The sequence below is a fragment of the Arthrobacter sp. R4-81 genome (assembly GCF_054792365.1).
The window spans coordinates 2229148-2245853 of the sequence record NZ_CP096445.1 but is presented as its reverse complement, the minus strand read 5'-3'; the positions used below and the strand labels follow the sequence as shown (position 1 = coordinate 2245853).

General features: G+C 61.9%; 17 protein-coding genes. 10 read left to right on the top strand and 7 right to left on the bottom strand.

The window, feature by feature from the left end:
• Positions 1-83: 83 nt before the first annotated feature.
• Positions 84-506, bottom strand: coding sequence for a hypothetical protein (locus M1E05_RS10585; protein ID WP_461162891.1), 423 nt, complete (start codon positions 504-506; stop codon positions 84-86).
• A 104-nt stretch (positions 507-610) separates the two neighbouring features.
• Positions 611-1849 (bottom strand): ROK family protein, encoded by a 1239-nt coding sequence (locus M1E05_RS10580; protein ID WP_461162890.1) that lies wholly within the window; start codon positions 1847-1849, stop codon positions 611-613.
• A 152-nt stretch (positions 1850-2001) separates the two neighbouring features.
• On the opposite strand from M1E05_RS10580, the gene M1E05_RS10575 reads away from it, so the two are divergent.
• From M1E05_RS10575 to M1E05_RS10540, 8 genes are read left to right on the top strand one after another with little or no spacing between them, the layout of a single operon-like run.
• Positions 2002-3363, top strand: a complete 1362-nt coding sequence (locus M1E05_RS10575; RefSeq protein ID WP_461162889.1) for an extracellular solute-binding protein — start codon at positions 2002-2004, stop codon at positions 3361-3363.
• A 5-nt stretch (positions 3364-3368) separates the two neighbouring features.
• Entirely contained in the window at positions 3369-4340 is a 972-nt protein-coding gene (locus M1E05_RS10570; RefSeq protein ID WP_461162888.1) for a carbohydrate ABC transporter permease, read from the top strand.
• Entirely contained in the window at positions 4337-5227 is an 891-nt protein-coding gene (locus M1E05_RS10565; RefSeq protein ID WP_458113935.1) for a carbohydrate ABC transporter permease, read from the top strand. The genes M1E05_RS10570 and M1E05_RS10565 overlap by 4 nt, the downstream gene beginning before the upstream one ends.
• A 31-nt stretch (positions 5228-5258) precedes the next feature.
• Positions 5259-6389: a mandelate racemase/muconate lactonizing enzyme family protein gene (locus tag M1E05_RS10560; protein ID WP_461162887.1), complete on the top strand. Its 1131-nt coding sequence runs from the start codon at positions 5259-5261 to the stop codon at positions 6387-6389.
• Positions 6390-6400: 11 nt separating this feature from the next.
• A complete protein-coding gene (locus M1E05_RS10555; RefSeq protein WP_461162886.1) occupies positions 6401-7237 on the top strand; it encodes an NAD-dependent epimerase/dehydratase family protein in 837 nt (278 codons plus the stop codon).
• Positions 7238-7240: 3 nt separating this feature from the next.
• Positions 7241-7924: a bifunctional 4-hydroxy-2-oxoglutarate aldolase/2-dehydro-3-deoxy-phosphogluconate aldolase gene (locus M1E05_RS10550; RefSeq protein ID WP_461162885.1), complete on the top strand. Its 684-nt coding sequence runs from the start codon at positions 7241-7243 to the stop codon at positions 7922-7924.
• Positions 7912-8856 carry a sugar kinase gene (locus tag M1E05_RS10545; protein ID WP_461162884.1) on the top strand — a complete coding sequence of 315 codons (945 nt, stop codon included), beginning with the start codon at positions 7912-7914 and terminating at the stop codon, positions 8854-8856. The genes M1E05_RS10550 and M1E05_RS10545 overlap by 13 nt, the downstream gene beginning before the upstream one ends.
• Before the next feature lie 13 nt (positions 8857-8869).
• A complete protein-coding gene (locus tag M1E05_RS10540; protein ID WP_461162883.1) occupies positions 8870-9829 on the top strand; it encodes an SMP-30/gluconolactonase/LRE family protein in 960 nt (319 codons plus the stop codon).
• 92 nt (positions 9830-9921) lie between these two features.
• On the opposite strand, the gene M1E05_RS10535 is transcribed toward M1E05_RS10540, so the two are convergent.
• The gene (locus tag M1E05_RS10535; RefSeq protein WP_458113929.1) at positions 9922-10284 is read right to left on the bottom strand and encodes a PepSY domain-containing protein; all 363 of its coding nucleotides are present in this window, start codon (positions 10282-10284) and stop codon (positions 9922-9924) included.
• A gap of 246 nt (positions 10285-10530) precedes the next feature.
• Here M1E05_RS10535 and M1E05_RS10530 point away from each other — a divergent pair, with 246 nt between their 5' ends.
• Positions 10531-12009 (top strand): sensor histidine kinase, encoded by a 1479-nt coding sequence (locus tag M1E05_RS10530; protein WP_461162882.1) that lies wholly within the window; start codon positions 10531-10533, stop codon positions 12007-12009.
• Here the strand turns inward: M1E05_RS10530 and M1E05_RS10525 are convergent.
• On the bottom strand, positions 11957-12667 hold the full coding sequence (locus M1E05_RS10525; protein ID WP_461162881.1) for a response regulator transcription factor: 711 nt from the start codon (positions 12665-12667) through the stop codon (positions 11957-11959). The two genes, M1E05_RS10530 and M1E05_RS10525, sit on opposite strands and share 53 nt — an antisense overlap.
• Between M1E05_RS10525 and M1E05_RS10520 the strand changes: the two genes are divergently transcribed.
• Positions 12666-12824, top strand: coding sequence for a hypothetical protein (locus M1E05_RS10520; RefSeq protein ID WP_461162880.1), 159 nt, complete (start codon positions 12666-12668; stop codon positions 12822-12824). The two genes, M1E05_RS10525 and M1E05_RS10520, sit on opposite strands and share 2 nt — an antisense overlap.
• A 350-nt stretch (positions 12825-13174) precedes the next feature.
• Here M1E05_RS10520 and M1E05_RS10515 read toward each other — a convergent pair whose 3' ends face one another.
• Genes M1E05_RS10515 through M1E05_RS10505 form a run of 3 tightly spaced genes read right to left on the bottom strand, consistent with a single transcriptional unit; the run spans position 13175 to position 16673 of the window.
• Positions 13175-14731 (bottom strand): glycoside hydrolase family 31 protein, encoded by a 1557-nt coding sequence (locus M1E05_RS10515; RefSeq protein ID WP_461162879.1) that lies wholly within the window; start codon positions 14729-14731, stop codon positions 13175-13177.
• Complete coding sequence (locus M1E05_RS10510; protein WP_461162878.1) at positions 14731-15555, bottom strand: TIM barrel protein; 825 nt, start codon at positions 15553-15555, stop codon at positions 14731-14733. Before M1E05_RS10510 ends, M1E05_RS10515 begins: the two co-directional genes overlap by 1 nt.
• Positions 15552-16673, bottom strand: coding sequence for a Gfo/Idh/MocA family oxidoreductase (locus tag M1E05_RS10505; protein ID WP_461165228.1), 1122 nt, complete (start codon positions 16671-16673; stop codon positions 15552-15554). Before M1E05_RS10505 ends, M1E05_RS10510 begins: the two co-directional genes overlap by 4 nt.
• Positions 16674-16706: the final 33 nt, after the last annotated feature.

The window sequence follows — 16706 nt, the reverse complement described above, 5'->3', positions numbered from 1 at the left end:
GTTGTACCGTATGGACACCGAAAGCTCCACAAATTCAGTGCACTGGTCGTTTGGCCAGGCTTTGATGTCACCACTCCGCCGCGTCAAAGCTGCTGCTCGCGGTCAGCCACCACAGTACTGCCGACCAGCTCCTGGAGAGCCCCATCGCGAGCGAACACGGGAATCGTTCCGATGGGCGCCGGGAGGAGGACCACCTGTCCCCCGTCATATATGTCTCCGCTGGCGAGGTCCGTCCACCGTGCCACCACAGGGAAGTAGACGCTGCGTGAACGGGCCTTGGACTCCACGACAGGCGCCACAAGGAGGTCGTCGCCGAGAACGAACTGATCCGTGACGTCCCATGTGTGAGGATCGTCTGGGAACTCGGGGAAAAGGTGTTGCGGCCCCAGCCGGTCTCCAGGCCTTGTGCACCACTCCCCCGCCGCGCGGTTCCAGATCACCATGGGATCGGCGGCTCCATCCTGGATGGGGTCACGGAACAAAGGTTTTGGAATCTCACTCAACATCCACCCCCGCACGCACAGCTGCCCTCGTAGCGGTCCTCTATCTTCTTCTCTTGGCCCTCGTCAATCTCCACGGCGAGGATATCGTTATCCTAGCGAGGCAAACATCACGCACGGAAGGAGGAGGCTGCCGGGCGGTCAACGAGCCGGCTGAACATTTCATGTGAAGTGGTCAGCATAGACAGAGCCATAGCGGCGCCTCCTGCTGCACCTGCTTCCGGACCCCCACCAAGGTCCGAGACGACCACTTCCAAGGCGGCCGATGGGGTGAGAGCGTAACGACCAATGCTCTCCCGCAGCGGGTCCAGCACAACGGCTCCGGCCAGCGACGTTTGGCCGCCCACCACGATCCGCTGCGGGTTGAGCAAGTTGCACATGCTGGCCAGCAGCCGCCCCACCACGGATCCTGCTTCGGACAGAACATTCTGGACAGACCTGTCTCCCGCGGCGTTCGCGGCAAGCACATCATCCATCGTCGCATCCGCACCTAAAGTAGCCGCCAGGCGCTTCAGTATGGCAGGAGTACCTGCGAAGAGAACGAGGCATCCGTGATTTCCACACCTGCAAGCCGGCCCGTTAATGTCTATGGAGGTATGGCCCAGCTCTCCGGCACCTCCGCCGGATCCCCGGTAAAGTTCCCCGCCGAAGAGGAAGCCGGCTGCTATTCCGCTGGACATGCTCACGTACATAAGATCCCGAATCCCCTGCCCGGCTCCCCACTTGGCTTCCGCTATCGCTTCAAGGCGGACATTGTTGTCGATGAAGACAGGAACGCCGAGGCGGCGGTTCATTTCCTGGCGCGCATTGATGCCGTGCCACGGCTGGTCAGCCAGCGCCCCGTGCACGATGCCATCCACCGGGTTGATCTGCCCCGGCAGCCCGATCCCGACGCCGAGAAGGTCATCACGGTCTCCGCCGCCCTCCTTCAGCGCGCGGTCCAGGAGGTAGACGGCTGCTTCAGCCCGGAGCTGCCAATCATCCTTAGCGCCGATGGCCACCTCGGCCGATGCCACTTCATTGCCCATCAAGTCCGTGATCCGGACGCAGATTCTGTCGAGCACCTGGCTCATGCCTGCAATCCAACCCGCATCCGGGCTGAACGCGAGCTGGTCACCCGCCCTGCCGTCCACTTCGTCCCCACTCTCAACCCGCTCCGACAGCTCCACAAGCACGCCGCGCTCCATCAACTCGCGCGTAATAGTGGTGATGGTGGTGCGCGAAATACCCAAACGCCTTGCCATCTCGGCACGGTGCATGGGACCTTGGCTGACCACCAGGTCCAGGACATGCAGGGAGTTGGATAGTCGGAGGTTGCGGAGGGAGCCTCCGCTTCGGGCTGAATTCACTCCCTCATTATGTACGACCCTCCGTAAGAAAGAAAGACTTTGTGTAAAGACTCTTGACACATCGACGTGAGGGCCCTCACACTGAGTCGGGGATCGGTCCACTCCATTACACACCTCGGCCTCTCAGGCCCGTAGCGATGAAGGTACGTCAAATGAATGTACAAAAGCATGTTTCACGCCGCAGTCTATTGGGCGGCGCTGCTCTGTTCGCCGGCTTTGCAGCCACAGGGGGCGCGCTGACCGGATGCTCGGCGAGTGCGGCGGGCGGAGGTGCCGCCAAAAAGCCCGGAGGCCTGACGATTATGGGCAATCCCGGTGAAATCACCCAGGAGGTCATCGATGCGTGGGTTAAGGACCATCCCGATGTACCCATCACCCTGATCAAGGACGACCCAACCCGGCTAAACGCCATGATGGCCGCGGGAACCCCGCCGGACCTGGCCAGGAGTCTGGGGGCCATCAGCACTGCCAACCTTGCAAGCCGCGGCCTTGCCTTGGACCTGGACCCGTATCTGGCAAAGTCGAGCACACTTAAGGAATCCGACCTGGCCAAGATCAACGACGTCTGGCGCTGGGACGGAAACAAGCAGGGCAGCGGACCGCGCTACGGCTTCGTCAAGGACTGGTCCCAGGATTCCATGTTCTGGTACAACACCGAAGCCTTTGGCGCGGCCGGCATTCCGCTTCCCACCATGGACAAGCCGCTCACGTATGACCAGCTGCTTGAATACGCCGAGCCCATGACAAAGCGTGGCGGAGGCAAGGTGGAACAGTATGGGCTGTTCGCCACGGCCCCAACCATCGAGGCAATCTCTTCCATGGTGGCAACCACCAACGGGCGTGTATTCAACGACGATCTGACCAAGGCGGACTTCACAAGCCCTGAGGCCATGCAGGCACTGCAGTGGCACATCGATGTGGCCAAAAAGCAGGTGGGCTACACGCTCTTGGATCCGAATCCGGACGGCTGGGACTGGCCGCCGTTTGATGCCAAGAGGACTGCAATGGCGTTGGCCGGCTACTGGTTTGGCGGCATGGTGGCAACGAATCCCAAAACCGCCGAGTTCGCCCGTCTCGCGCCTGCCCCGATGATGGGCTCAAAGCGCGTCAGCCCCACCACGTCGGCCACAGGCTACTGGATCTCCTCCAAGACTGCCATGAAGGACGAGGCCTACGCGTTCCTTGAGTGGTATTGCTGCACCGGGCCCAACGCCAAGGTGAGGGCCCAGACTGGCGTGGGGCTGCCGGCCGTCACGGCTTTGGCTTCCGAACTGCCGCAGTCCCAGCCTTACCAGACTGATGCACTGAAAGTGCAGCGCAACGAAGAGCAGTACCTGGAGGTTCTTCCCTTCAGCCCTTATGCCCAGGCGGTAGCTGTTAGCGCTGCCATCGCTGAACTCTTCCCCCGCGCAGTGAAAGGCGAGCTGTCTGCTGGCCAGTTCGCGGACCAGGCGACTACTGCCGTCAACGATCTCCTCAAGCAGGGCATGGAACTTGCCGGCAAGAAGGGCTGACGCAGGTGAGTACTCTCTCTCTGGCTAGAGCTGTTCGCCGAAAGAGCCGGCGGGGAAACGCCGGCTTCAGGGGTTCGGGCACGTTCTACGCCTTTATCTCCCCCTGGCTGATCGGAACAGTGCTCCTGACGCTGTTTCCGCTGGGCTATGCACTGTGGATCAGCTTCACCAACTGGGATGGAATAGCACCGAATCAGAACTGGATTGGGCTGAAGAACTACACAGATGCGTTGAGTGATCCGCGCATGTGGGCCAGCCTGCAGCGTACCGGCGTGCTCGCTCTCGCCATTGTGCCCATCACCATCTGCGGAGGACTGGGACTGGCGCTGCTCCTGAACGAAAAGGTCCACTGGCGATCAGGCCTGCGGATGCTCGTCTATCTGCCAGCCATCGTGCCCCCCGTCGCGGCGACGCTGACCTGGAAGCTGCTGTTCGACCGTGACAGCGGCGCCATCAACGGCGTTCTTGCGATCTTCGGTGCGGATGCGGTGAGCTGGATGAGCGGAAACACGGTGTTCGTGGTCCTGTTGGTGGTCATGCTTTGGGGCATTGGCGCCGGCGTGCTGATCAACCTCGCCGCCCTGCAGGATGTTCCCGCAGAGCTTCATGAGGCCGCGCGGCTGGATGGGGCAAACGCCTTTATGGCATTCTGGCACGTCACGCTTCCGAGCATCTCGCCGGTGCTTCTTTTCCAGGTGATCACTACCACCATCGGCGTCCTGCAGACATTCGTCCCGGCGCTCCTGTTGTCGCCGGCCAACGGGCCGGCGGCCATCACAGCCGTACCTGAAGCGAACCGGATCTTCATGGTGGACGTCTACGCCCAGTACTTCGCGTACTCCAAGTACGGGTATGCGTCCGCGATGCTTTGGCTCTTCTTCCTGGTCATCCTGGTGGTCACCATCATTACGTTCAAGATCGGCGGACGCACTGTGTTCTACGCCGTCGATCCCTCCAAAGAAGGGAAAGAGGGATGACGCTCATCGGTCACCGCCCCCAAACGGAGTCCCAGACCGCGCCGCCGGAACCACCTATCCGGCAAAGCCGGGAACGCAAGAACCGGGTCGCCTTCGTGATCCTGGTTGTGGTTTGCGCCATGCTCTTCCTTCCGGTCCTTTGGCTCTTCCTGACGGCTTTGAAGACGCCCCAGCAGTTGGCCTCCGATCCCATCACCTGGATTCCCACTTCGCCGCAGGTGCAGAACTTTATCGATGCCACATTAGTCCTGCCGTTCTGGGCCTATGCCGCCAATTCCCTCTTCCTGTCCACGGTGACCGGCGTCCTGACCACCGTCAGCTCCGCGCTTGTCGGCTATGGGTTCGCCCGCCTCAACGGCAAGGGAAAGAAGGTCCTCTTCGGGATCCTGATCGCCATGATGATGACACCCCCCATCATCACCCTCATACCCACCTACCTGCTGTTTGCGAAGGTCGGGCTGGTCGGCACCTACTGGCCGTGGGTCTTGTGGGGTATGGCTGGCGCTCCTTACCTCATCTTCCTCTACCGCCAGTTCTTCGCCCAGCTTCCCCGCGAACTTGAGGAGGCCGCCATCCTCGACGGCTGCGGACGGCTGCGCATCTTTGTGCAAATCTTCCTCCCGCTCTCCAAACCCGTCGTCATCACCGCTTTTGTTCTTTCCTTCAACGGCGTATGGGGCGACTTCATCGCCCCCCAGCTCCTGCTCAACCAGGACAACACCACGCTGGCGGTGGCCATCACGACCGGCTATGTCAACTCCCAAGGGTTCCCGGTCAACAACCTGCTGGCAGCCGGCGCCGTGCTCTACGTCCTCCCCGTTCTCATCATGTTCTTTTTCGTCCAGCGGTCCTATGTCAATGGGTTCGCCACTTCAGGCATGAAATAGAAGATTTCTCCTGTATGAAAGGCCTGACCCTGTGAAAATAACGGACTTGGAAGTCCTAACCATCGACGACGGCGGTGCCTTGATGATGGTTGTAGTGCACACCGACGAAGGAATCTTCGGCGTCGGAGAAGTCGGGCTTCGCTCACGCCAGCTGGCCGTTCGGGGAGCCCTGGAGCACTTCAAGCCGCTTCTCATCGGCAACGACCCCTTCCGCACAGAACACCTGTGGCAGGTCATGTCGCGGTCCGGCTTCTACCCCGCGGACCGCGTTCTCGCCTCTGCCATCTCGGCTGTGGACATTGCCCTGTGGGATCTGAAGGGCAAGGCACTGGAGATTCCGGTTTATGAGTTATTGGGGGGAGCAGTCCGGGACCGGGTGAAGTGCTACCGGCACATCTGGGGGGCGGACCATGCCGAACTTATCGACAATGCGCGGAAGGCCTTCGAGCAAGGCTGGACGGTCGGGCGGCTCTCGGTACCGTCTGAAGGGGATTTACTGGAACCCCGCGCAGCTACCCGCCATGCCCTTGCCGAAGTGGCAGCTGTACGGGACGAACTCGGAAGCGAGTTTGAGCTGATCCTGGACGTGCACACCCGTTTGGAACTCCCCGAAGCCACGACACTGTGCCGGGAACTGGAGGGGGCCAACATGTACTTCATCGAGGATCCGCTGCGCTGGGAGAATCCCGACATCTACCGGACCTTGCGGCAACGCACCTCCGTTCCGCTGGCCGCAGGCGAGCAGGCGGCGTCCAAGTGGGAAATCCGGCCGCTTATTGAGCACGACCTCATTGACTACGCCCGTTTCGACATTTGCATCGTGGGAGGTTTCACCGAGGCGAAGAAGATCGCCGGCTGGTGCGAGTCCCACCACATCCGTACGGCCACCCACAACCCGTTGGGGCCAATCGCGACGGCGGCATCATTGCACCTGAACATGACCCTGCCCACCTTCGGCATCCAGGAGCAATACCAGCTTCCGGGCACCGAGGCCAACGACGTATTCCCGGTTCAGGCAACCATGGACGGGGAATGGATGCGCCGTCCCGAGGCACCCGGCCTCGGATTGGAAGTGGATCTTGATGCTGCGCGGGCCCATCAGATCCAGCCACCTCCCATGCCGCAACTGCGTAGACTCGACGGATCATTCACCAACTGGTGAAAGGGCAATTTATGGTCTCAGGGGCAGACGAAGGAACAAGACGTCCTCTCGTAGTGGTTACGGGCGCGGCCGGGCACGTCGGGCAACTGACGTCCCAGGCCCTCGCCGGACGCTACAGGCTCAGGCTCATTGATCGGGACTGGCCCATACGCGATTCGCAGGACGTTGAGGACGGGAGCGAACGGTTGGCCTTGGACCTAACAGAACGCGACGCTTGGGACGCGGCGATCGAGTCCGTCGACGCCGTGGTCCACCTGGCGGGAAATGCTTATCCGGAGATCGAGGCGCGGACCGCCGTCGAGGGCGGAGCCATGCTCACGGCAGGGCTGGCAGCCGCGGCGGCGGGCTCCGGCGTCAAGAGGATCGTGTTCGCCAGTTCCATCCACACCATGGGTCTGTATCACCGTGAGGCGCAGTACCCCATCCGCCAACACTGGCCTCCCCGGCCCTGCTGTGAATACGGCGCCGCCAAAGTGTTCTCTGAGAACCTGCTGGAAATCCTGACCGAACGGACGCCCGTCTCTGTGGTGAGCCTGCGGCTGGGCCTGACCGGCTACGCTCCGGAGACTACTGGCTACGCCTCCCAATGGCTGGGTCCTGGGGACTACGCTCAGCTGCTCCGCGCCTCGTTGACGGCTCCGATGAGGTACGGAACGTACGTGGGAGTGTCGGCCGCGGCCGCCCAGAAATGGGACCTGACCGAAACAATCAGGGGCCTCGGATTCCGCCCCAGTGACCCCACACCCGCCCCCGTAGCTTCAAAAACCGGGGAGAACCAGGGTCATCAACATTGCCTCATGTTCCGCCCGCCAACCCTCCCGCCTTCACCTGACCATGCAGAGGACTAACCCATGGACGACACAAGCTCCAAACTGCTAACGAGCCTGCGGGATAAGAAACTGCTCGCCATCATTCGCGGAAACAACGCGGAAGCCTGCTTCAACACTGCCATGACGCTGATCGATGCGGGGATAACAATCCTGGAGGTATCCCTCACCACTACGGATGCCCTCAAGCTCATCAGACAGATCCATGAAACCGCTGCCGGGCGGATCCTCTTGGGGGCCGGCACAGTCCTTACACCCGGGCAGGTGCATGAAGCCCGGGACGCGGGCGCGCAGTTCATCGTCACCCCCTGCCTTGCGCCCAGCACAGACGCCGCATTCAAACTTGGACTTCCCATTCTCGTTGGCGCGCTCTCACCTGCCGAGGTTTACACCGCAGCACGTGCAGGGGCAACGGCAGTGAAACTGTTCCCGGCAAGTGTTGGGGGCCCCTCCTATCTGAGAGCACTGCGGGACCCCTTCCCAGACATCGAATTCATCCCGGTTGGAGGCGTTGACGCCGAATCTGTGACTGAATACCTTCAGGCTGGCGCCCTCGCCGTCGGAGCAGGCAGCCCGTTAACACACGATGCACCCCGAGGCGGGAGCCTTTCTGAACTCGGTAACCGCGCCCGGAAATTCATCGCCCTCACGCAGGCCGCCTCCGCCCAAAGCCGCCACGCGGAAGGCAGACGCCAATGGACGTCTTGACTTTCGGCGAGACCATGATCGCGCTCAGGGCAGACCGCCCACTGGCCCTGAGCCCGAACATCACCGCCACGATAGCCGGTGCGGAATCCAACGTGGCCATTGCTTTGGCCCGCCTGGGGCACAACGTCCAGTGGGCGGGGCGGATCGGGGAAGATGCTGGCGGGGAGCTGATCCGCCGGACCCTGCGGGCAGAGTCAGTGGGACAGGACCACGTCACCACGGACCCCCAGCGCCAAACCGGAATTCTGATCTTTGAGCAGCGGCTGCCGGATCTCACCAGGGTGGGCTACTTCCGTCAAAACTCGGCCGCTTCAATGATTGGCATCGATGACCTTTCTCCCGCGCTGTCCAAGGGCCCGCGCATCCTTCACCTGACAGGAATCACGTCCGCCTTGAGTCTGAGTGCGGCGGAGACAGTCCTTCAGGCGGCATCCGCCGCCCATGCAGCAGGGGCAACGGTAGTTTTCGACGTGAACTATCGCGGCAAGCTCTGGAACAGGAAGCTTGCGGGCGACACATTGCGCAGGCTTCTCCCGTTCGTTGACATTGTTATTGGCTCCCCTGACGAGCTGACGCTGCTTTCGGATGACGCTGGCGATGATTCCTCAGATACAGCCAAGGCGCTCATCACCGGCGGAGTGCGTGAACTCGTGGTGAAACTGGGCGCGGACGGTGCCCGGCTGTACGACGAGAATGGCACCGTGCACTCCCCTGCCCGCGAGGTCACCGCCGTCGACAGCATCGGAGCCGGTGATGCCTTCACCGCCGGCTACATCTCCGGTTTGCTGACCTCGCGCCCGGCGGAGGAGCGGCTGTTCCTGGCAAACACCCTCGGCGCGTTCGCCGTCGCCAGCAAGGGCGATTGGGAAGGCCTGCCCACATTGTCAGAACTACCCCTGCTGGATGCCGGAAACGGCACAGCAATCCGATGAAAAGCAGAAACCTATGACTCCGGCAAAAACTCAAGCTTCAACTCACGAACCTGCGAATTACCATCCTGACTGGAAGGTCTGCAACGAAACGCCGCTGGAACTCGGCGAAGGACCCCGGCTGCTGCCTGACGGCCGCGTCCTTGCAGTCGACATCCTTCGCGGGCAGCTCTGGCAGGTGGATCTGGAGTCCCCGGACCAGACCGTACTTCTGCAGGAACTTTCTGTTCCGCTCGGCGCTATCGCACCGATTTCCGGATCGGAGACAGCCCTGCTGGCGGCTGCCGGTGACGGTATCGCAGTGCTCGACGGCGGACTGGTCACCTGGCTGGCCGGACCGCAGCGTAACAGCGCGTTCTCTGCAGCGGACCCGTTCACAGCTGCGCCTGCCGTACGGATGAACGATGCTGTCTGCGACCCCGCGGGCCGATTCTGGACCGGAACCATGGCCTTGGATGCCGCCCCGGGGGCGGGCTCCCTGCACAGGGTCGACTCCGACGGAAGCATCAGGACCGTCCTCACAGGCCTGACGATTCCCAACGGCCCCGCGTTCACAGCCGACGGGTCCCTCATGTATCTGGCCGACAGCGCGGCAGGCACCATTACGGCTTACCAGGTGGACACCGAAACGGGTTCGCTCGGGGACGGGCAGGTTTTCGCCACCGTCTCCGGCGGGAGCCCGGACGGCATGATCACAGACACTGAAGACCACCTGTGGGTTGCAATCTGGGGCGTGGGCCGGATCCACCGTTACCGCCCGGACGGCAGCATTGAGCGTATCCTCCACGTGCCGGCGCAACAACCGACCAGCATCTGCTTTGCCGGCGAAGCCATGACCACGCTGGTGGTTACAACCGCAGCCATCGACCTGGACTCTCCGGGAACCTTCGACGGGCTGATACTGTCGGCCGACGTCGGCATCAGCGGCCGTCCAACACCTTCCGCGAGGATTACGGCGGCTGAAGGAGCATCGTAGTCCGCCCGGATAGTGCAGCACTCTCCGCCGCGATTTTGAAGGTTTTGGAACAGTTGTCCCGATCGGCGTCGCTCAACGGCGGCCCGGTGCCACTAGTCGTTGTCCTGATCCCCGCTCTCCGTACTGACCACCTGGAACGAGCTGTTCAGTTCCACTTCGACCCGGCTGCCGTTTTCCAACTGGACGTTCACCTCATAGGAAGCATCATCGTCCGTTTCAGCACTTGTCACGGTTCCAGGCCCGGTGTGGGCGATGGCGGCATCACTGGCCTGCTGCAAGGTGGTTCCGGTCAAAGGCTGATCTTCGCCGACGGTGCTTGCAGCCACCGCTGCAGACGCTCCGCCGATAGCAGCTGCTGCGGCGGACGCTCCGCCGATAGCAGCCGCCGCAGACGCCCCGCCGATAGCAGCTGCCGCAGCAGCAATGCCGATGACCCAAAGAGTTTTTTTGCCCATCACAATCTCCTCTTCTGTCTCCCCCATTCCGTTCAAACTTATACCCCCAGTTTCATCCCACGGCTACCCCATCGACAACAATGCCTGGCGCAAATCTCAGCCAGATCACAGCATGCCGCAACCAGCGCATAGCGGGGTTCTTTTTGGTTCCTCGCGCCGTGGGATGGTCCGCCACGTTCATGTGACTGACCTGAGCAATATGGCGGGGGGTTTGTTTCTGACGTGCTCAGGACGCATTCTTGGAGCATGGACGCCGGTAACGTGACCGAGCACATGGGCAAGGTGCGCACGCGGTGGGGTGTGCGCAAGCGGGCCACGGCCACAGCAGTTGCCGTTGTGGCCGGGGCGCTGCTGCTGGGCGGACTGATCCTGCTGCTGCTTCTCCAGAAATCTTTGATTTCGTCAACGGAGACCCTGACGCAGCTGCAGGCCGAGGACGTGATTGCCCATATCGTTGAACAGGACCTCAATGAGGCTGTCGCGTACGTTAGGTCCGCGGGCCGGCCGGGCTACTACATACAGATCCTGAATCCCGATGGATCAGTTCTTGCCTCGTCCGCAAGCGCCACTGCAGCGACGCCATTGACCACGCTCCGTCCGGAAGCCAAGCAAACGCTTTTTGAGCGTGTTTCCGGAGTGGATAGCCTGTTGGACGATGAACTCTTCGTTGTTGTTACGGGCGTTGAGGAGGACGACAAGGTCTTCACGGTTGCTGTTGCCGCATCGGTGCAGGTCCAGTCCGAGACACTTGCCACCGTGGCTTGGTTCATTCTAGGAGCAGCACCGCTGTTGGTTGCAGGGGTCGGCGTCGGGGTCTGGGTACTCGTGGGGAGGTCGCTGCGCCAAGTGGAGCGGATCCGTGGCCAAGTCGCAGGAATTGACTCCCTAAGGCTCGGCGAGCGTGTTGAGGTGCCTCCAACTTCCGATGAGATCCAGGCCTTGGCGCTGACAATGAACATGATGCTGGACAGGCTCCAGGCTTCAGACCGGGAACAGCGACGATTCATCTCTGATGCAGGGCATGAACTTCGCAGTCCCTTGGCAACTCTCAGTGCCGCGGTGGAAATCGCTGCTGCTGATTCGTCCGGGGCCACATGGAACGAGATGAAAGAGGTCCTGGCAGGGGAAACGGCGCGGATGCGCTACTTGGTCGAGGACCTGCTGACCCTAGCAAAGACCAACGATGGCGGTCTGCGGCTGGAGCGGGCAGACGTTGATCTGGATGACGTTCTTGATGAAGAGGTCCGGCGACTGCGCTCCACCAGCAAGCACAAAATCGAAGCCCGTCTTGAACCGGCCCGTGTTACCGGCGATGTGCGGCGCCTCGGCCAGGTCGTCCGGAACGTCCTGGACAATGCGGAGCGGCACGCGCTGTCGCGGATCCGCATCGAACTGCGCAACTCGGGCGATCGTGTCCTTCTCACGATCGACAATGATGGTCCGCCCGTACCTGTTTCCGATCGGGAGCGGATCTTCGAGCGGTTTGTCCGGCTTGACGAGAGCCGATCCCGCGAAAGCGGTGGCAGCGGTTTGGGTCTGGCCATCGCGGCCGCCATCCTCAGCGCCCACGGGGGCCAGATTCTCTCAACGGAAGCTCCCGGCCACATTTGCCGGTTCGAACTGGATCTCCCCCGGCAGGAAGAGCCGCCTGGGCAAAACCGGCATCAGCAGCTCACTGTGCCACAGGACCAAGGGGACCCTCTGCGGCAGGTAGGTCGGCGCTGAGCATGTACCCCATTCCCCGGACAGTCGTGAGGGTTTGCAGGCCGAACGGTGTATCGATCTTCCGCCGCAGATATCCCACATACACCTCTACGATGTTTTCCCCGCCCTCAAAGGCAGAATTCCAGACATTCTCGAGAATCTCCGACTTTGAAATCACTTGTCCATGCCTGCGCATCAGGTAATGCAGCAGCCCGTATTCCTTAGCCGTAAGGACGAGGGGAGTCTCGCCGCGGCGAACACCGCGGCCGGCTGGATCCAGGCTTAAGCTTCCAACCGAAAGGACGGCCGGCCGCACAGGCGCCCCGCGACGCATCAATGCCCTTATCCGAGCTACCAACACACGGAAACTAAAGGGCTTGGTCAGGTAGTCGTCAGCCCCGAGATCGAATGCGTCCGTCTGGTCGTACTCACCGTCCTTTGCCGTCAGCATCAAGACGGGAGTCCAGATCTTGTGTTGCCGGATTTCCTTCAGCACGTCGTAGCCGTTCTTCAGCGGCAGCATCAGATCCAGCAGGATCACATCGTACGGATTGTCCAAGGCCGCTCGCATGCCGCTGACCCCATCGTGTGCCACATCCACCGCGAATCCCTCATTGGACAGCCCGCGGCGAACCGTTTCGGCCAGTCTCTTTTCGTCTTCAACAATCAAGATCCTCATGGCTGTTCCTCCCATCGATACCTGCGATTCGGTTCGTGCTCGGGTCCGCCAATACTCCCCAGTATCCGGCAAAGATTTCGTAGGTTCGGCGGCCAAAGAGGAACGCGTCCGCGCCGCCGTAGATCTGATTGAGATAGTTCCCGGCTTCAGCATCTAGAAGCGGTAAGGCCCATCCGCCACGCTCGAACCCGCCGCTGCGATCCTCGTCAGGTCCACCGAGCCCCTGCATCACACACCATCCACGGAGACGTTGGTGGTGGTCGTCAATCTCATTGTCGTGTCACCTCGTGGAATAACGGCCGCGGCCGACTCCCGGATCCGCGTTCTCTGCATCAGACAAGCACACTTCGTTTCGTTTATTAAGCCCCCGGGTGTCCTCGATGCCGACCGTTGCTCTCCGATCTCCAGGCCGCAATAACCAGGAATTTCACCGTCACGCTGAAGAAGGCTCCATCAAGGCATCTTGCCCTGGGGCGTGCACCGATAGCCATCCACGTTTTGCCAATTTTAGCGAGGCCCTGCGTCTGTGCGCCTGAAAACGGGAAGGCTGCTGAGTCCCACCTCCAGCTCAACCAGCCCCTCGCCGTGTTCGGTCCCATCGGCGCCTACCCATGTTCCGCCCGGGAGCACCACAATGCGGCGAACCGCGCCCCGGGCAAGGATCGGCGCCACCAGTATCCGATCGCCCAGGAGGAACTGATCCTTCACATGTTCGAAGCCAGGGAAGTGGTAGGCAAGCGGGCGGATGACCGGTTCGCCGGTCTCTGCGGCATGCTCGGCCAACGCTCGGATTTCCGGGAGCAGTTCCTGGCGTATTGCGACGGCGGAGCGCACCGCGGCGAGGTGCTCGTTGTCCAGCACACGGCTCGGTGATATGGAGAACTGCATCATCGGGAACAGGGCTGCGCATTGGGCGTAGCGTACGAACTGTTCCTGGTCCACGGCGGTGCCTGGCGCGAAGGCAGTAAGTTCACCCCCACCCACCATGTCTGCGCAAGTGAATGCGTGGCCGATGAGGCCCTGGGCGAGGCCTTCCGGAATGAGCGAGAGCAATCCGTCGGTACCCCACGTTGGAGGTTTGTCGTGCAAACGCTGGGCAAGTGGCTGTCCGCCCATCTTCCAGCACGCCCTGTACTCATTGAACCCGTAGTTGAGGCCAAGCCTCGCATAGGCCTCGCAGAGGTCAACCGGGCCGTTGCCGTACACTGGCCGGTCGCCGTCGCGGTAGTCCCGCAAGTCCCCGGCATCGAATTTGAATCCGTCAACGCCGTATTCGTCCCGCAGGGCATCCAGATGCGACAACAGCCACTTGCCTGCCTCGGGATTGGTTACATCAAGAAGGGCACTGAAGCCGTTCCACCACTCCCGCACGATCACCTCCCCGTCCGCACCGGCGAGCAGCAGGCTGCGTGACCGCAATTCACGAAACTGATCGCTGTCCGGGCTGATAAAAGGTACGAGCCAGAGCATTACGTGAAAGCCTTTGGCATGCAGCTGCTCCACCATGGCAGCCGGATCCGGAAAACGAGAGGCATCGAACCGCCAGTCCCCGTAATCGGCAGACCAGCGGTCGTCGATCATGAGTACACCGGGTGGGAATCCGGCGTCGAGCAGTCCATCTACATAGGCGAGCACGCCCTCCTGGGTAGGCGCATAGGGCATTTCAATCCAGCTGTTGTATTGCGGACCGTCGAAGAGTTCGTGTGCCGGCATCCGGCCCGACGGCGGGAAGAAGCTCCTCGAGGCCAGAAGGAAGGCGTCCTGCAGTGTCCCTCCGGCAGCCTCGAAGAGCTTAGCCCCGCCGTCGGCAGTTAGCTGACCGTCCGCGAAGGCGAAGGCAAAAGGGCTCTCCGACCATAAGACCCTGCCCCTGCTGGAGACGAGCAAGGGCGCCGACTGGTTTGCCCCCGCGCTCGGATCATCTGCGAAGCCGGCGTTCACGGCCAGATCCCGTCGGTGTGGGCTGAGTCCGAAGGGCATGGCCTGCCCATCGGCGACGGCGCCGCCCCACCAGTGCTCCCCCGGCAGCAGCTCGACGGTAATCATCGCAGCGTTCTTGGACACTAAAGCTCCTGAAAAGGGTCGGAAGATGGAATGTTACTACTGAATGCTGCCCCGAAAGCAGCCAGGGCCGCATCGCCTGCCTGCAGGCCGTCACCGCCGGAAGGGCTGGCTTCCAAACCGATGACGCCCGAGTAGCCGGCATCCTTGAGCGCTGCTGCGACTGCGCGGTAGTTGATTTCACCGGTGCCGGGTTCAAACCGCCCCGGAACATCCGCCACCTGAATTTCGCCTGTCCAGGGCAAAGCCGCCCGGACGAGTTCGATCAGGTTTCCCTCCCCGATCTGGGCGTGGTAGAGATCCAGCATCATCCTCACGTTCGGGTGGTCAACGGCCGAGACCAGAGCCAGGGTGTCCTTCGCCCGGGCCAGGGGTATTCCCGGATGGTCAATGATGGTATTCAGGTTCTCCAGTGCGAACGTCACACCGTGCTTCTCACCCAGGAGCGCAAGCCGTTCGAGTGTACGCAGGGCGGTCAGCCACATCTGCCCTGTAGAGCGGTGAACCGGGCGAACAGCCAGGCCGCCCTCTCCCAGTTCGGCCGGATGGACGACCATTCGCTCGACACTTAGTTCCAGGGCTGTGGGAATCAGCTTTTCAGCTGAAGCAAGTACTTCGTCGGCGTCGTCCGGGTCGATCAGGCTCCCGCCAAAGTAGCCGCTCATGGAAGAGAAACGTGCGCCAGTGGCTGCAAGCGCGCTGATGTCCCGTCCCCGGGTGTCCCACAGTTCCACCTCGAAACCCTGTTCGTGAATACGCGTCACACGTTCGATCAGGGGCAGATGGCCATAAACCATCTCAGCGCAGACAGCCAGGCGGAAGCTCACGCGGTCTCCCCCACCGGGTGGAACTGCGGCTCAGCCGGAACCAGTTCAGCAATCGTTGCAACGTCCACCGGCATCCCGGATTCAGCAGAACGAAACGCCGCCAGCGCCACAGCCAAGGCGTTGCGGGCATCAGCCCCTCCCGGACGGTTTTTTGCCTTCGCCTGGACACCGTCCCGGCGTGCTTTCACCGTGTCAACAAAGTCACTCAATTCCGCTGTATAGGCCTCGCGGAAGAGGTCAACGTTCAGCCGCACGGTCGCAGCGCCTATGCCCGCAGCGGTGTAAGTGGTCGCACTGGACTCCTGTGGTCCGCCCGCCGTGACCATTCCTGCGGAACCAAACACTTCACCGCGGACGTCATAGCCATAGAGGGCGTTGAAGTTTGCCTCGGCCACGGCAATCGCTCCGTTGCTGTAGGTGACGGTGACCACGGCGGTGTCCAGCAGCCCTCCCGCCTTGGCTTCCCGGGCCACGAGGGCGTCGGCGACAGCATGGACACGGACCGGAACGGCGCCCGGATTGAGCCAGTTCAGGGTGTCGAAATCATGGATGAGCGTTTCCAGAAAGATTGTTCCGGGTGCGATGCGCTCCGGGTTGCCAATTCCGGCGGAGGTGCCCGGATCCCGGGTCAGGGAGCGCATCAGCTGTGGTGTGCCCACTACGCCGTCGTCAATGAGCTTGCGTGCAGCGGCGAAATCCGCCGCATAGCGGCGGTTAAACCCGAACTGAACGTTGACTCCTGCCGTGTCGGCCGCATTCAGGGCTTCATCGAGTTCCTCAACGGTGCGCCCGCCGGGCTTCTCGCAGAACACATCCTTGCCCGCGCGAGCAGCGGCCGCGATCAGGCCGGCATGGAAGCGCACAGGTGCGGCAATCAGGACGGCATCGATGTCCGGGTCGTTGATCACATCGGCCGGATCCGCGCTGATCTTGCCGACTCCCAGCCTGCCGGCCAAGGCTTCAACCGCCAGAAGATCCGGGTCTGCAACCGCGTCAAGACGGGCAGCAGGTATCCGGAGGGCAATGGACTCCGCGTGGAAGCTGCCGATCCAGCCAGCGCCGATCAAGGCGACCCGGACAAGCTTGGCGTCCTTTACCGGATGCTGAAGATAACTCATAAATACTCCCGTGCTCATGACACTAGATCGTTC

Excerpts from the sequence above, each read along its gene's own strand:
- M1E05_RS10565 (WP_458113935.1), top strand. The coding sequence starts at position 4,337 with ATGACGCTCATCGGTCACCGCCCCCAAACGGAGTCCCAGACCGCGCCG.
- M1E05_RS10550 (WP_461162885.1), top strand. The coding sequence starts at position 7,241 with ATGGACGACACAAGCTCCAAACTGCTAACGAGCCTGCGGGATAAGAAA.
- M1E05_RS10520 (WP_461162880.1), top strand. The coding sequence starts at position 12,666 with ATGGCTGTTCCTCCCATCGATACCTGCGATTCGGTTCGTGCTCGGGTC.
- M1E05_RS10575 (WP_461162889.1), top strand. The coding sequence starts at position 2,002 with ATGAATGTACAAAAGCATGTTTCACGCCGCAGTCTATTGGGCGGCGCT.
- M1E05_RS10505 (WP_461165228.1), bottom strand. The coding sequence starts at position 16,673 with ATGAGTTATCTTCAGCATCCGGTAAAGGACGCCAAGCTTGTCCGGGTC.
- M1E05_RS10555 (WP_461162886.1), top strand. The coding sequence starts at position 6,401 with ATGGTCTCAGGGGCAGACGAAGGAACAAGACGTCCTCTCGTAGTGGTT.
- M1E05_RS10545 (WP_461162884.1), top strand. The coding sequence starts at position 7,912 with ATGGACGTCTTGACTTTCGGCGAGACCATGATCGCGCTCAGGGCAGAC.
- M1E05_RS10585 (WP_461162891.1), bottom strand. The coding sequence starts at position 506 with ATGTTGAGTGAGATTCCAAAACCTTTGTTCCGTGACCCCATCCAGGAT.
- M1E05_RS10525 (WP_461162881.1), bottom strand. The coding sequence starts at position 12,667 with ATGAGGATCTTGATTGTTGAAGACGAAAAGAGACTGGCCGAAACGGTT.
- M1E05_RS10540 (WP_461162883.1), top strand. The coding sequence starts at position 8,870 with ATGACTCCGGCAAAAACTCAAGCTTCAACTCACGAACCTGCGAATTAC.
- M1E05_RS10530 (WP_461162882.1), top strand. The coding sequence starts at position 10,531 with ATGGACGCCGGTAACGTGACCGAGCACATGGGCAAGGTGCGCACGCGG.
- M1E05_RS10535 (WP_458113929.1), bottom strand. The coding sequence starts at position 10,284 with ATGGGCAAAAAAACTCTTTGGGTCATCGGCATTGCTGCTGCGGCAGCT.